The 13,289-nt window shown below is 69.4% G+C and carries 13 protein-coding genes; 6 read left to right on the top strand and 7 right to left on the bottom strand.

All coding sequences use genetic code 11. The features are described 5' to 3' along the window. Nucleotides 1-13: 13 nt before the first annotated feature. Nucleotides 14-697: a cytochrome c4 gene (locus INQ48_06825; protein ID QRF58942.1), complete on the bottom strand. Its 684-nt coding sequence runs from the start codon at nucleotides 695-697 to the stop codon at nucleotides 14-16. A 71-nt stretch (nucleotides 698-768) separates the two neighbouring features. On the opposite strand from INQ48_06825, the gene INQ48_06820 reads away from it, so the two are divergent. Next, nucleotides 769-1,518 (top strand): YihA family ribosome biogenesis GTP-binding protein, encoded by a 750-nt coding sequence (locus INQ48_06820; protein ID QRF58941.1) that lies wholly within the window; start codon nucleotides 769-771, stop codon nucleotides 1,516-1,518. Nucleotides 1,519-1,592: 74 nt separating this feature from the next. Next, a complete protein-coding gene (locus INQ48_06815) occupies nucleotides 1,593-2,504 on the top strand; it encodes an alpha/beta hydrolase (protein ID QRF58940.1) in 912 nt (303 codons plus the stop codon). Between the two features lie 91 nt (nucleotides 2,505-2,595). Here INQ48_06815 and INQ48_06810 read toward each other — a convergent pair whose 3' ends face one another. Continuing rightward, nucleotides 2,596-3,480: a lipid A biosynthesis acyltransferase gene (locus INQ48_06810; protein QRF58939.1), complete on the bottom strand. Its 885-nt coding sequence runs from the start codon at nucleotides 3,478-3,480 to the stop codon at nucleotides 2,596-2,598. Further along, nucleotides 3,477-4,373, bottom strand: coding sequence for a lysophospholipid acyltransferase family protein (locus INQ48_06805; GenBank protein QRF58938.1), 897 nt, complete (start codon nucleotides 4,371-4,373; stop codon nucleotides 3,477-3,479). Before INQ48_06805 ends, INQ48_06810 begins: the two co-directional genes overlap by 4 nt. 221 nt (nucleotides 4,374-4,594) lie before the next feature. Between INQ48_06805 and INQ48_06800 the strand changes: the two genes are divergently transcribed. Then, nucleotides 4,595-5,776 carry a methionine adenosyltransferase gene (locus tag INQ48_06800; GenBank protein QRF58937.1) on the top strand — a complete coding sequence of 394 codons (1,182 nt, stop codon included), beginning with the start codon at nucleotides 4,595-4,597 and terminating at the stop codon, nucleotides 5,774-5,776. A 3-nt stretch (nucleotides 5,777-5,779) separates the two neighbouring features. Here INQ48_06800 and INQ48_06795 read toward each other — a convergent pair whose 3' ends face one another. Together INQ48_06795 and INQ48_06790 are read right to left on the bottom strand one after the other, a co-directional pair. Further along, nucleotides 5,780-7,213: a sensor histidine kinase gene (locus INQ48_06795; GenBank protein QRF58936.1), complete on the bottom strand. Its 1,434-nt coding sequence runs from the start codon at nucleotides 7,211-7,213 to the stop codon at nucleotides 5,780-5,782. After that, nucleotides 7,210-7,884 (bottom strand): response regulator transcription factor, encoded by a 675-nt coding sequence (locus INQ48_06790; protein ID QRF58935.1) that lies wholly within the window; start codon nucleotides 7,882-7,884, stop codon nucleotides 7,210-7,212. The genes INQ48_06795 and INQ48_06790 overlap by 4 nt, the downstream gene beginning before the upstream one ends. Before the next feature lie 162 nt (nucleotides 7,885-8,046). Between INQ48_06790 and INQ48_06785 the strand changes: the two genes are divergently transcribed. From INQ48_06785 to INQ48_06775, 3 genes are read left to right on the top strand one after another with little or no spacing between them, the layout of a single operon-like run. Further along, the gene (locus tag INQ48_06785; GenBank protein ID QRF58934.1) at nucleotides 8,047-9,057 is read left to right on the top strand and encodes an ABC transporter substrate-binding protein; all 1,011 of its coding nucleotides are present in this window, start codon (nucleotides 8,047-8,049) and stop codon (nucleotides 9,055-9,057) included. Between the two features lie 2 nt (nucleotides 9,058-9,059). After that, nucleotides 9,060-9,878 (top strand): ABC transporter ATP-binding protein, encoded by an 819-nt coding sequence (locus INQ48_06780; GenBank protein QRF58933.1) that lies wholly within the window; start codon nucleotides 9,060-9,062, stop codon nucleotides 9,876-9,878. 29 nt (nucleotides 9,879-9,907) lie between these two features. Then, nucleotides 9,908-10,786 carry an ABC transporter permease gene (locus INQ48_06775; protein ID QRF58932.1) on the top strand — a complete coding sequence of 293 codons (879 nt, stop codon included), beginning with the start codon at nucleotides 9,908-9,910 and terminating at the stop codon, nucleotides 10,784-10,786. A 63-nt stretch (nucleotides 10,787-10,849) separates the two neighbouring features. Here the strand turns inward: INQ48_06775 and INQ48_06770 are convergent, their stop codons facing one another. Together INQ48_06770 and INQ48_06765 are read right to left on the bottom strand one after the other, a co-directional pair. Next, the gene (locus INQ48_06770; GenBank protein ID QRF58931.1) at nucleotides 10,850-12,988 is read right to left on the bottom strand and encodes a TonB-dependent receptor; all 2,139 of its coding nucleotides are present in this window, start codon (nucleotides 12,986-12,988) and stop codon (nucleotides 10,850-10,852) included. 90 nt (nucleotides 12,989-13,078) lie between these two features. Continuing rightward, nucleotides 13,079-13,288: a hypothetical protein gene (locus INQ48_06765; GenBank protein ID QRF58930.1), complete on the bottom strand. Its 210-nt coding sequence runs from the start codon at nucleotides 13,286-13,288 to the stop codon at nucleotides 13,079-13,081. Between the last annotated feature and the right edge of the window lies 1 nt (nucleotide 13,289).

Here is a 13,289-nt window from a genome sequence, read left to right as displayed (position 1 = left end):
CGCGCGTGCGGGATCAACGCAGACCGGCGATGTAGTCGGCCACGGCCTTGATTTCGCGGTCGTTGAGCTTGGCGGCCACGCCGGTCATCACGGCGTTGTTGGCGCGCACCGTGGCACCGTCGCCGCGGAAGGCCGTGAGTTGGGCCGCCGTGTAGTCGGCATGCTGGCCGCCCAGGCGCGGGTACTGCGCGGGCATGCCGGCGCCGTTCGGGCTGTGGCAGCCGGCACAGGCCGGGACCTGACGGTCGGCGATGCCGCCGCGGTAGATCCGCTCGCCCAGGGCGATGGTGTCCTTGTCCTTCGAGAAGCCGGGCTTGACCTTCTTCGAGCCGACGAACCAGGCGATGTTGCGCATGTCCTCCTCGGACAGCGCCGAGGCCAGCGGCTTCATGATCGCGCTCTTGCGCTTGCCGGACTTGAAGTCCTCGAGCTGCTTGAGGATGTATTCGGGGTGCTGCTGCGCCAGCTTGGGATTGGCCGGGATCGCCGAGTTGCCGTCCGCGTTGTGGCAGGAGGCGCAGCTCTGGCTGTTGGCCGGGGTGGCATTGAAGATGGTGTCGCCCTTGGCCGGGTCGGGCTTGGCCTTGACCGGTGTGGTCGGTGCGGCTGCCGTCTCCTCGGCAAAAGCACCTGTGCTGACTGCGGTACCAGCGATCCCCACGAGGGCCGCAAGCAGAAAATTGGCAAACAACTTCATATCGGGGGCTCGAATTTATTGGCGCAAAACCCCGCGATTCTACAATGGCGCCCCGTTCCGAAAGCCCATTGATGACCACGCCGTCGCGCAAGAGCACCGCATTTCCTTCCCGCGCGGCCCCCGCCCAAGACCCCGAGACCGTCGAACGCGAACGTGCCGCGCTGGGCTGGCTGCACACCGCGCACTTCCTGACCAGCGCCCCGCAGCTCGAGCACCTGCCGCCCTTCGACCTGCCCGAGATCGCCTTCGTCGGCCGCTCCAACGCCGGCAAGTCCACCGCCATCAACACGCTCACGCAGCAGACGCGGCTGGCCTTCGCCTCGAAGACGCCGGGCCGCACGCAGCACATCAACCTGTTCGGCATCGGCCGGCAGAAGGTCGACGACGCGGTGCTCGCCGACCTGCCCGGCTACGGCTACGCGGCCGTGCCGCGCGAGGCCAAGCTGCGCTGGCAGCGCGTGATGGGCAACTACCTGATGACGCGCGAGAACCTGCGCGGCGTGGTGCTGATGTGCGATCCGCGCCACGGCCTGACCGAGCTCGACGAGATCCTGCTCGAGGTGATCCGCCCGCGCGTCGAGCAGGGCCTGAAGTTCCTGGTGCTGCTGACCAAGGCCGACAAGCTCACGCGCTCCGAGGGCGCGAAGGTGCTGTCCATCGTGCGACTGCAGGCCGGCGGCGGCGAGGTCAAACTGTTCTCGGCACTGAAGAAGCAGGGCGTGGGCGAGGCCGCCGAGCTGCTGTCGCGCTGGGTCCACACGGCCGAGCCGGCCGCCGACCCCGCGCCTGAACCCGAGCCCGAGCCGCCCGAAGAGTCCTGAGGCAGACCCGGCTGCAGCGGCCGTCCCTTCTGCCTGATTCACTATTGAAACGATAGCAAAGAGGAGACAGACGCATGATCGAGACCTTCCAACGCAGCCTGCCCAACGGCATCACCCTGAGCTGCCGCGCCGCCGGCGAACCCGGCCGCCCGCTGATGGTGTTCCTGCACGGCTTCCCCGAGGCCGCGTTCATCTGGGACGAGCTGCTCGCCCACTTCGCCGACCCGGCGCATGGCGGCTACCGCTGCGTGGCACCGAACCTGCGCGGCTTCGAGAAGTCGAGCTCGCCCACCGAGGTGGCCGAATACAAGGCGCAGCTGCTGATCCAGGACATCCAGCAGCTGGTGGCCACCGAGAGCCAGGACGGCACCATGGCCGCGCTGGTCGCGCACGACTGGGGCGGCGCCTTCGGCTGGGGCTATGCCAACGCGTTCCCGCAGCAGGTCGGCAAGCTGGTGATCATCAACTCGCCGCATCCCGGCACCTTCACGCGCGAGCTGCGCAACAGCCCGGCGCAGCAGCAGGCCAGTGCCTACATGAACTTCCTCGCGCGGCCCGATGCCGAGGCCCTGCTCGCGGCCGACGACTTCAAGCGCATGTGGCCCTTCTTCTTGCTGATGAAGGCCGGGCCCGATGGCTTCGGCTGGCTCACCGAGGAAGTGAAGCAGCAGTACCGCGAGGTCTGGAGCGCCGGCCTCACCGGTGCCTGCAACCTCTACCGCGTGACGCCGATGAAGCCGCCGCTGCCGGGCCAGACCATCGACGGCATTCCGGTGCTGCCGCGCGAGCGGCTGGTGGTCAACGTGCCCACCTTCGTGTTCTGGGCGCTCGACGATGCCGCGCTGCTGCCGGGTCTGCTCGAGGGGCTCGACGAGTACGTGCCCGATCTCGTGGTCAAGAAGGTGCCGGGCGCCACCCACTGGATCGTGCACGAGCAGCCGCGGCTCGTGGCGGGCGAGATCGAGGCCTTCCTCAATCGCCATTGAGGCGGCCGCCGCCGGGCCGCCCCAAGGCGGACCGCGCCTCCCCCTCGGGGGGTGGAGTTACAGGCGCGAAGCGACTGAAAAGCCGGGGGGCTCAGTAGATCGGCGGATCGCCCTCGGGGCGGGTCTTGAAGCGGCGGTGCACCCAGTAGTACTGGGCCGGCATCGGATCGATGTAGCCCTGCAACCGCGTGTTCATCAGCGCGGTGTCGGCCTCGACGTCGTCGGTCGGGAAGTTCTGCCAGGTCTCGAGCACCTCGATCTCGTAACCGCCGCGCGTGAGCTTCGCGACGATCGGCACCACCTTCGCCTTGCCCAGCCGCGCGAAGCGCGAGAGCGAGGGCACGGTGGCGGCCTGCACGCCGTAGAAGGGCACGAAGATGGTCTGGTCGCGGCCGAAGTCCATGTCGGGCAGCAGGTACAAGAGCCCGCCCTTGCGCAGCCCCGCGAGCACCGGCTTGATGCCGTCGACCCGGTTGAGCGCCGCCACGTCGCCGAAGCGCGTGCGGCCTTCGCGAATCCAGGCATCGACCATCGGGTCGCGCTGGGTCGTGTAGATGGTGGCCGAGGGCCGCGCCGTGTGCATCGTGAGCGCGGTGGCCGCGGCGTCGAGGCCGTAGAAGTGCGGCGCGAACAGGATCATCGGCGCGCTGCCCTCGGCGATCTCACGGATCTCCGACGCCGCGCCCACGATCTTCAGCCGGCTCGCCACCACCTTCTCGGGCGCATGCCAGAGCCAGCTGCGGTCGAGCCACGATTGCGCCACGTAGACGAAGCTCTGCTTCGCGATCGCGCGTCGCTCGGCCTCGGACTTCTCGGGGAAGCAGACCGCGAGGTTGGTGTCGACCACGCGCCGGCGCGGCAGCGCGATCGTGTGCAGCACGCGGCCCAGGAAGGCACCGAAGCCGCGCACCAGCGGCAGCGGCAGCGGCGCGATCGCGCGCATGAAGCCGATGCCCAGACGGGAACCCAGGCTCATCGTGCAGCCCCCCCGGCCTCGGCCACCACGGGCGCGTCGCCGCGCGGCTCCTTGTAGCGCGCGTAGTCCCACACGTACTGGCCCGGCAGGCTGCGGATCAGCCGGCCGATGGCCTCGTTCATGGCCGCGGCCGCGTCCTCGAGCGAGGCCTTCGGGTCGGTCAGCGCGGTGCCTACGATCGGCTCGAAGCGGATCACGTAGCCCGCGCCGCGCGGCAGCCGTTCGCAGACGCTGAGGAAGCAGGCCGCGCCGGTCTGCTGCGCGAGCCGCGGCAGCAGGCTCATGGTGTAGGCGGGCCGGCCCAGGAACGGCGCCCACACGCCCTGCCCCAGCGGCGGCACCTGGTCGGGCAGGATGCCGGTGTAGCCGCCGTTGCGCAGCGTGCGCATCAGGCCGCGCACGCCGGTGATGCTGGTCGGCAGGGTCTGCAGGCCGGGACGGTCGCGCGAGCCCGCGGCGATGAGTTCGGCCATCCACTTCTTGCGCGCGGGACGGAACAGCGCGGTGATCGGGCCATAGCGTTCATGGAAACGCTCGCCAATCGCCTGGCCGCACATCTCCCAGCTGCCCAGGTGGGGCGCGACGAGGATCACGCCCTTCTTCGCCTGCAGCGCGGCCTCGAAGGCCTCGACGCCCTCCCAGCGCAGCACGCGCGGCAGCACCGTCTCGCCATGGGGACGCAGCCAGAGCCAGGGCAGCTCGGAGGCCATCTTGCCGGCCGCGGCGATGGCCGGGCGATAGGCGTCGGGGCCGAAGCCCGCGCTCTGCGCATTGGCCCGGAAGCGCCTTCGGTAATCGGGCGCCAGGGCCCAGACCAGCCATCCGAGCCCCGCGCCGAACCAATGCATCACGGGCATCGGTACGCGGGCGAGCAATCGGAAGAGAGCGATCATGGACAGGTCGGGAATGGGATCAAGGACGCGCGCGCACGGTTTGGCGCGGCTCGAATAGAATCGAAATTGTCGCCGAGTTACGGAACAACTTGCAGGGCGACAAGCACGGGCGCCGCATGGCGATTGTGCCCGCCGATGGCTCATCGGCAATCTGCTAAAGCGTTCGCCAGGGCTCCGCAGAGTTGGCAACGCGCCAAACCACTTCAAGGAGCTTTGAACAAATGGCGAACGACTTCCTCTTCACTTCCGAATCCGTCTCCGAAGGCCACCCCGACAAGGTGGCCGACCAGATCTCGGACGCCATCCTGGACGCGATCTTCGAGCAGGACCCGCGCAGCCGCGTGGCCGCCGAGACGCTGACCAACACCGGCCTCGTGGTGCTCGCCGGCGAGATCACGACCAACGCGCACGTCGACTACATCCAGGTCGCGCGCGACACCATCAAGCGCATCGGCTACGACAACACCGACTACGGCATCGACTACAAGGGCTGCGCGGTCATGGTCTGCTACGACAAGCAGTCCAACGACATCGCCCAGGGCGTCGACCACGCATCGGACGACCACCTGAACACCGGCGCCGGCGACCAGGGCCTGATGTTCGGCTACGCCTGCGACGAAACGCCCGAGCTGATGCCCGCGCCGATCTACTACGCGCACCGCCTGGTCGAACGCCAGGCCCAGCTGCGCAAGGACGGCCGCCTGCCCTTCCTGCGTCCCGACGCCAAGAGCCAGGTGACGATGCGCTACGTCGACGGCAAGCCGCACAGCATCGACACCGTGGTGCTCTCGACCCAGCACAGCCCCGACCAGAGCGAGTCGCCGACCAAGATGAAGGCCTCGTTCAACGAAGCCATCATCGAGGAGATCATCAAGCCCGTGCTGCCCAAGGAATGGCTGCAGAACACGCGCTACCTGATCAACCCGACCGGCCGCTTCGTCATCGGCGGCCCGCAGGGCGACTGCGGCCTCACCGGCCGCAAGATCATCGTCGACACCTACGGCGGCGCCTGCCCGCACGGCGGCGGCGCGTTCTCGGGCAAGGACCCGTCGAAGGTCGACCGCTCGGCCGCCTATGCCGCGCGCTACGTGGCCAAGAACATCGTGGCCGCCGGCCTGGCGCGCCAGTGCCAGATCCAGGTGGCCTACGCCATCGGCGTGGCCCAGCCGATGAACATCACGGTCTACACCGAAGGCACCGGCGTGATCCCCGACGAGAAGATCGCCGAGCTCGTGCGCGAGCACTTCGACCTGCGTCCGAAGGGCATCATCCAGATGCTCGACCTGCTGCGTCCGATCTACCAGAAGACCGCCGCCTACGGCCACTTCGGCCGCGAGGAGCCCGAGTTCACCTGGGAAGCGACCACGCAGGCCGCGGCCCTGCGCGCAGCCGCCGGCCTCTGAGGCCTACCTCGCGTTTTCCGCCGCCGGCCCCGCCGGCGGAAAACGCACCGTGACCAGCAGCCCGCTCGCCTCGCGAGGGTTGGCTGCCAGGTCCACGTCGGCCTCGAAGGCCCGCGCGATCTCGCGCACGATCGCCAGCCCCAGCCCCGTTCCCTCGCTGTCCTGCGCCACCCGGTAGAAGCGCTCGAACACGCGCTCGCGCGCCTCGGCGGGAATGCCCGGGCCGTTGTCTTCCACGCTCAGCACGACCGCGTCCGCGGTCTCGCGCACTCCCAGCGTCACCCGGCCGCCCTCCTGCGTGTAGCGCAGTGCGTTGTCGAGCAGGTTGCTGACCAGCGCATCGAGCAGCGCCGGCTGCGCCCGCACGAAGGCCGTTCCAGTCGCCTCCAGCCCCAGGTCGATGCGGCGCCGATCCGCCAGCGCCGCGAGCTGCTCCACGCAGCGCAGCGCCACCGCAGCCAGGTCGACCCGCTCGAGCCGCGTGTGCGCATCGCCATGCTCGGCCTGCGCGAGCAGCAGCAGCTTGTTGGTGACGTCGACCAGCCGCCGGTTGCTGGTCTGCATCGCGAGCCACATCGCATCCATGTCGGCCCGGCGCGTGTCCCATTCGCCGCGGTGCTGGCGCGTGTAGCGCGCGTACTCGATCTGCGAGGCCTGCATCGCCAGCGGCGTGCGCAGCTGGTGCGCCGCGTCGGCGATGAAGCGCCGCTGCGCCTCCGAATGCGCGCGCAGCTGCGCGACGAAGCGGTTGATGGTGTCGGCCACCGGCCGCAGTTCGGAATGCAGCGCGCCGGTATCCACCACCAGGTCCAGATGCAGCGGATCGCGCTGCGCGAGCTGCTGGCTCAGCCGCACAATGGGCCGCAGCTCCAGCGTCAGCGCCGCCACGGCGAGCGCGATGGCCAGCGCGAGCGCGATCAGCAGGTACTCCATCGACGGCCACCACAGCGTGCGCAGCATGTGGTCGCGGCTGCGCTCGGTCTTGCCAACGGCGATGGTGATGTCGCGCGCGCCGCCGATCTCGTACATCGAGCGCGTGGTGACGACCGCGCGCAACGACAGCCCGCCGAACTCCGCGTCGTACCACTGGGCGCGATCGACGCCCTCGGGCTTGCGCCGCGCCGGCAGCGGGAAGTCGGGCGAGCCGGCCAGCAGCTCGCCGTTGGCGCCCGTCACGCTGAGAAATACCCGGTCGTGCTCGGGCGAGACGAACAGGCTCAGCGCCGACGGCGGCACGCTGGCCTGCACGTCGTTGTCCTCCCAGATCAGGCGGTCCGACAGCACCTTGGCCGAGGACAGCAGGTCGTGGTCCTGCACGTAGTCGGCCACCTCCGCCGCGTTGCGCCAGTTGAGCCAGCCGCAGACCGCGACGAACAGCGACAGCGGCAGCAGCAGCCACAGCGCGAGGCGCAGGCGCAGGCTGGAGCGCTTCTTCATTCTTCCTGGCGCGTGCGCAGCAAATAACCCACGCCGCGCAGCGTGATGATGGTCGCCTGGCTGGCCTCGAGCTTCTTGCGCAGGCGGTGGATGTAGATGTCCACCGCGTCCGCGCTGGGCTCGTCGTCGAGGCCGAAGATGGCGTCGATCAGCGCCTGCTTCGACACCGTGCTGCCGGCCTTGAGCATCAGCGTCTCGAGCAGCGTGCGCTCGCGCGGCGGCAGCGCCAACTCGTCGCCGGCCAGCGCGAACTGGCGCGTGCGCAGGTCGTAGCGCAGGTCGCCGCAGGCGATGTCGTTGGCCTTGCCCGGCATCTGCCGGCGCACCAGCACCTTGATGCGCGCCACCAGCTCGCGGATCTCGAAGGGCTTCACCAGGTAGTCGTCGGCGCCGATCTCCAGGCACAGCACCTTCTGGTCGAGCGAGGCGGTGGCCGTGAGGATGATCACCGGCACCGTGTCGCCGCGCTCGCGCAGCCGGCGCAGCACGGCCTTGCCCGGCAGGCCCGGGATGTTGAGGTCGAGCAGCACCACGTCGTAGCCGGCCTGGGCCAGCTGCAGGTCCGCGGCCTCGCCGTTGGCGACGTGGTCGACCACGAAGTCCTGTTCGCGCAGCAGGCTGGAAAGCCAGTGCGCGAGTTGCGGGTTGTCTTCGATCAGCAGCAGCTTCATGCGGTCGGCGGGAGTGGCCGTGGATTCTAGGAAGGGTGGCGGCCAGGGCACGGGCCTAGGGATAACCATGAGGATTCGCGCCCGGCGCTGAAAGCTGGCCGAAGGATGGCGATTCCTAGACTGGCCCGACCGCACTCACACCCACCGGAGACACAAGCCCCCATGTCCGCCACCCGCCGCACCCTGCTCGCCGCCGCCCTCTGCGCCGCCTTCGCCACGCCGTTCGCCCAGGCCGCCGACGCCCCCATCACCATCATGGTGGGCGGCATCAACAAGATCATCTACCTGCCGGCCAAGCTCACCGAGGCGCTGGGCTACTTCAAGGACGAGGGCCTGAACGTCGAGCTGCAGTCCCAGCCCGCGGGCGTCGACGCCGAGAACCAGCTGATCGCCGGCGCCGTGCAGGGCGTGGTCGGCTTCTACGACCACACCATCGACCTGCAGAGCAAGGGCAAGGAGATCCAGGCGATCGCCGTCTTCTGCAAGGTGCCGGGCGAGGTCGAGCTGGTCAGCACCAAGGCTGCCGCGGCCGGCTTCAAGAGCATGGCCGACGCCAAGGGCGGCAAGACCCTGGGCGTGACGGGCCTGGGCTCGTCGACCGACTTCCTCACGCGCTACCTCGCCGACCGCGCGGGCGTGGCCTCGAAGGACTACTCGCTGCTGCCCGTGGGCGCGGGCAACACCTTCATCGCCGCAATGAAGCAGGACCGCATCCAGGCCGGCATGACGACCGAGCCCACGGTGTCGCAGATGGTCAAGAGCGGCGATGCGCAGGTGCTGGTCGACCTGCGCACCGAGGCCGACACGGTGAAGGCGCTCGGCGGCCTCTACCCGGCCGCCAGCCTCTACGTGCAGAACGCCTGGGCCGAGTCGCACAAGGCCGAGGCCGGCAAGCTGGCGCGTGCCTTCGCGCGCACCATGCAGTACATCCAGTCGCACAGCGCCGAGGAGATCGCCGAGAAGGTGCCGCGCGACTACTACGGCAACGACAAGGCGCTCTACGTGCAGGCGCTCAAGGCCTCGCTGCCGATGTTCACGGCCGACGCGAAGATGCCCGCGGGCGGCCCCGAGACCGTGCTCAAGGTGCTGGCCACCTACAAGCCGCTGGTCAAGAGCAAGAACATCGACCTGTCGAAGACCTACAGCAACGCCTACCTCGCGGCGGCGAAATGACCATGCGCCACGGCACTCCCTCCTCCGGCAGCGGCCACGTCGCGGCCACCTCCGCGATCGACTTCGACGACGTGTCGCTGCGCTTCATCTCGCAGGACGGCAACGCCACGGTCGCGCTGCGCAACTTCAGCATGTCGGTGGCGCGCGGCGAGTTCGTCGCCATCGTCGGGCCCACGGGCTGCGGCAAGTCGACCACGCTCAACATGATCACCGGCCTGCTCAAGCCCACCGTCGGCCACGTGCGCGTGATGGGCCAGCCGGTGACCGGCGTCGATCCGCGCATCGGCTTCGTGTTCCAGGCCGACGCGGTGTTCCCGTGGCGCAGCGTGGAGGACAACGTGGCGGCCGGCCCGATCTTCCGCGGCAAGCCGAAGAAGGAAGCGATGGAACTGGCGCAGCAGTGGATCCACCGCGTGGGCCTGGCCAAGTTCGGCAAGCACTACCCGCACCAGCTCTCGGGCGGCATGCGCAAGCGCGTGGCGCTGGCCCAGACCTTCATCAACGACCCCGAGATCCTGCTGATGGACGAGCCCTTCTCCGCGCTCGACATGCAGACCCGTACGCTGATGCAGGACGAGCTGCTGCAGCTGTGGTCGAACAACGGCGGCAGCGTGGTCTTCGTGACGCACGACCTCGAGGAGGCGATCGCGCTGGCCGACCGCGTGTTCGTGCTCTCGGCGCGGCCCGCCACGCTCAAGCGCGTCTACGAGATCGACCTGCCGCGACCGCGCGTGATGGCGCAGGTGCGCTACGACGCGCAGTTCATCGAACTGTCCAAGCACATCTGGAACGACCTGCGCGAAGAGGTCGTCATCCAATGAACAACGCTGTCACACCCTCCCACGCCGCCATGAGCACTTCCACCACCACCACGCCTGCCGCCGCGCAACTTCCCTCGGCCCTCAGCGACGCCGCGCTCGCGCGCGAATCCGAGATCGCGCAGGCGGCCATCCGCGGCCGGCGCCGCATGATCATCGCGCTGCGGCTGGTCGTGCTGGTGGTCGCGCTCGGCGGCTGGGAGATCGCGGCGCGCCTGAAGTGGATCGACCCCTTCTTCTATTCGATGCCCACCATGATCTACGACCAGCTCGTGGAATGGATGCGCGACGGCACCGCCCAGGGGTCGCTCTGGATGCAGGTCGCGGTGACGCTCGAGGAGACGGTGATCGGCTTTTTGATCGGCTCCATCGCCGGCGTGATCTGCGGCATCGTGCTCGGGCGCAACAAGCTGCTGTCGGACGTGTTCAGCCTCTACATCCAGATCGCCAACTCGATCCCGCGCGTGGTGCTCGGCTCGATCTTCGTGATCGCGCTCGGCCTGGGCATGGCCTCGAAAGTGGCGCTGGCGGTGGTGATGGTGTTCTTCGTGGTCTTCGGCAATGCCTTCCAGGGCGTGCGCGAAGCCGACAAGTACATGATCGCGAACGCGCAGATCCTCGGCGCCTCGCCACGCCAGCTCACGATGGCGGTGGTGATCCCGTCGGCGATGTCCTGGATCCTCGCGAGCCTGCACGTGAGCTTCGGCTTCGCGCTGGTCGGCGCGGTGGTCGGCGAGTTCCTCGGCGCCAAGGAAGGCATCGGCCTCCTGATCTCCACCGCGCAGGGCGCCTTCAATGCCAGTGGCGTGTTCGCGGCGATGATCGTGCTCGCGGTGGTCGCGCTGGCGGCCGACTTCCTCTTGAGCTCGCTCGAGAAGCGGCTGCTGAAATGGCGGCCCGCGGCCTTCTGACGCGCTCTGCGCTCCATCGCGACGGCGGGCAGTGCCCGCCGTTTTTCATGGCGGCCCGCAGGCTCAGAAGCGGTACGAACCGCTCATGCCCACCGTCCAGTTGCGCCCCGGCGCGGGCTCGAAATAGCGCGCATTGCCTTCGTTGACGATGACCGAGCCGGCATAGCGGCGGTCGAACAGGTTGTCCACGCGCGCGAAGGCATTGAACTCCCAGCGCTCCCACTTCTTGAGATAGCCGGCATAGGCCGCCGCGACCGCGTAGCCGGGCGCGCTCGCGCTGTTGAGGTCGTTGGCCTGGATGCGGCCCAGCGCGCGCATCTCCACGCCCGCGCGCCAGCCCTCGGGCGGCACCCAGCCCAAGGAGGCGAACAGCGACTGCCGCGCGATGCCCGGGATGCGGTTGCCCGCGGCCACCGTGTTGGCGGCCGCGCACGGCGAGGGCGAGCAGAAGGCGTCGCGATAGGTGGCATCGAGCCAGGTGTAGGCGAACTGCGTGCGCCAGTGGTTCTCGGTTTCGTGCTGCCAGGCCAGCTCGAAGCCGTTGCGCCGCGTGCGGCCCGCGTTCTGGAAGGTGGCGCGGCCGCCGAGGTTGGTGTCGGTCACGATCTCGTCGCGCGTGCGGGTGCGAAACAGCGCCGCGGTCAGCAACCCGCCGCCGAGCCGCGCCTTGGCGCCGAGCTCGAGGCTGTCGTTGACCGAGGGCCGCAGCGCGAAGTTGAGCCCGCTCGCGCCGCCCGCGCGGTACGACAGCTCGTTGAGCGTCGGCGTCTCGAAGCCGCGGCCGATGGAGCCGTAGAACGCGATGTCGCGCGTGGCCTGGAAGCGCAGCGAGGCCGCGGGCAGGGTCTTGGCATAGCGCGCGCTGCCGCTGTCGTCGCGGTTGCTGCCGACGATGTAGCGGTCGCCCGAGTCGAAGTGCACGCTGCTGCGCCGCAGGCCGGCCTCGAGCGTCCAGCGCTCGGCGAAGCGCCAGGTGGCTTGCGCATAGGGGTCGAGGTTCCAGACCTCGTTGCGCTCGTAGCGCCGCAGCCGGCCCTGCACGCCGAGGATCTGCGCCGCGCCGCTGCCGAGGTAGTTCTCGTAGCCGCGGCGCCATTCGCGCAGGCTGTCGTAGCCCAGGCCCGCCACCAGTTCGAACGGACGGTCCGCCAGCGTGAAGGCGCCGGTCCAGCGCAGGTCGAGGCCGCCGTACTGGCGCGTGAGGTCGATCACGCCGCCCGCATGCAGCGGGTTCTGCTGCGCCGAGGGCGGGATCGACTGGTATTGCGTGGTCTTGCGCTCGCCGCCGTAGACCATCAGGCGCAGCTGCTGCGTCTGGCTCAGGCGGCGTTCGTAGAGCAGCCCGGCCTGGGTCTGCTCGACGGTCTTGCGGGTGTCGTATTGCACGGCCAGCGGCGCGAGCCGAGGTGCCAGCGCGTACTGGTCGGCCGTAAGGCCCAGCGGGTCCTGCGCATCGATGCGCACGCTGTTGACGACCAGCGTGAGCCGGTCGCCGTTGTCGAGCGCGATGCCGAGCTTGCCGTTGACGATGTCGCGCCGCGCGGCGCTGTGCTCGCGCCAGCCGTCGGTCTGGAAGCGGCTGGCGCCGAGCAGGTAGTCGACGGCGCCCTGCGAACCGCTGGCCTGCAGCGACTGACGCCAGGTGCCGTTGCTGCCGGCGGCGGCCGAATAGGCCAGCTTCGGCCGGCCTTCGCCCGAAGCGGTGAAGGCCTGCAGCACGCCGCCCGAGGAGTTGCCGTAGAGCGCCGAGAACGGCCCGCGCAGGATCTCGACGCGGTCGAGCGAGCCGATGTCGATGTTCGAGGTCTGGCCCTGGCCGTCGGGCAGGGTGGCGGGAATGCCGTCGACATAGAGCCGCACGCCGCGCACGCCGAAGGTCGAGCGCGCGCCAAAGCCGCGGACCGACAGCTGCAGGTCCTGCGCGTAGTTGAGGCGGTTCTGCACCTGCAGCCCGGGCACCGCGCCCAGGCTCTCTGAGAGGTTCACGCCGAGGCGGCCGTCGCGCATGGACTCGCCGTCGACACGATCGACCGAGCCCGGCACGTTGAAGGGCGCGACCTCGCCGCGCGGCGTGGAGACGGTGATCTCGCGCAGCGAGGCGCCCGCGAACGGCGACGGGGTTTCGGGCCCGGACTGCGCGCGCGAGGCCGTGGAGAGATCGAGCAGGAGACAGGCGACGGCGGCGGCGGCAACGGGTTTCATGCCGCCGATTCTGCGGTGTCGCGCGGCGGCCGGGCCTCGGGGTTTCTCACCGTGGCGCGCGGAACGCGCGCACCGATACGAAGAGGCGAGCTACTCGCTGGCCGGACGCGGACGGCGCCAGCCGTACCACGCGCCGACCACGACAGGAATGCCGAGCGTGATCCAGGCCAGCACGTCGCCCAGGCCGCCGTCGCTGAACAGCGCCGAGATCAGGCCGAAGGTGGTGAGCAGGCCGAGGGCGATCGGCCAGCCCCAGAGGCGCCAGAAGCCGTGGTGCTGCGGATGCTTTGCTGCGGTCATG

Source organism: Variovorax paradoxus, from assembly GCA_016806145.1.
Classification (GTDB): domain Bacteria; phylum Pseudomonadota; class Gammaproteobacteria; order Burkholderiales; family Burkholderiaceae_C; genus Variovorax.
The sequence above is the reverse complement of the archived record's forward strand: the minus strand, read 5'-3'. Positions and strand labels throughout refer to the sequence as shown.

Coding starts and splice junctions, on each gene's coding strand:
- INQ48_06825 (QRF58942.1), bottom strand. CDS start 697: ATGAAGTTGTTTGCCAATTTTCTGCTTGCGGCCCTCGTGGGGATCGCT.
- INQ48_06820 (QRF58941.1), top strand. CDS start 769: ATGACCACGCCGTCGCGCAAGAGCACCGCATTTCCTTCCCGCGCGGCC.
- INQ48_06815 (QRF58940.1), top strand. CDS start 1,593: ATGATCGAGACCTTCCAACGCAGCCTGCCCAACGGCATCACCCTGAGC.
- INQ48_06810 (QRF58939.1), bottom strand. CDS start 3,480: ATGAGCCTGGGTTCCCGTCTGGGCATCGGCTTCATGCGCGCGATCGCG.
- INQ48_06805 (QRF58938.1), bottom strand. CDS start 4,373: ATGATCGCTCTCTTCCGATTGCTCGCCCGCGTACCGATGCCCGTGATG.
- INQ48_06800 (QRF58937.1), top strand. CDS start 4,595: ATGGCGAACGACTTCCTCTTCACTTCCGAATCCGTCTCCGAAGGCCAC.
- INQ48_06795 (QRF58936.1), bottom strand. CDS start 7,213: ATGAAGAAGCGCTCCAGCCTGCGCCTGCGCCTCGCGCTGTGGCTGCTG.
- INQ48_06790 (QRF58935.1), bottom strand. CDS start 7,884: ATGAAGCTGCTGCTGATCGAAGACAACCCGCAACTCGCGCACTGGCTT.
- INQ48_06785 (QRF58934.1), top strand. CDS start 8,047: ATGTCCGCCACCCGCCGCACCCTGCTCGCCGCCGCCCTCTGCGCCGCC.
- INQ48_06780 (QRF58933.1), top strand. CDS start 9,060: ATGCGCCACGGCACTCCCTCCTCCGGCAGCGGCCACGTCGCGGCCACC.
- INQ48_06775 (QRF58932.1), top strand. CDS start 9,908: ATGAGCACTTCCACCACCACCACGCCTGCCGCCGCGCAACTTCCCTCG.
- INQ48_06770 (QRF58931.1), bottom strand. CDS start 12,988: ATGAAACCCGTTGCCGCCGCCGCCGTCGCCTGTCTCCTGCTCGATCTC.
- INQ48_06765 (QRF58930.1), bottom strand. CDS start 13,288: ATGACCGCAGCAAAGCATCCGCAGCACCACGGCTTCTGGCGCCTCTGG.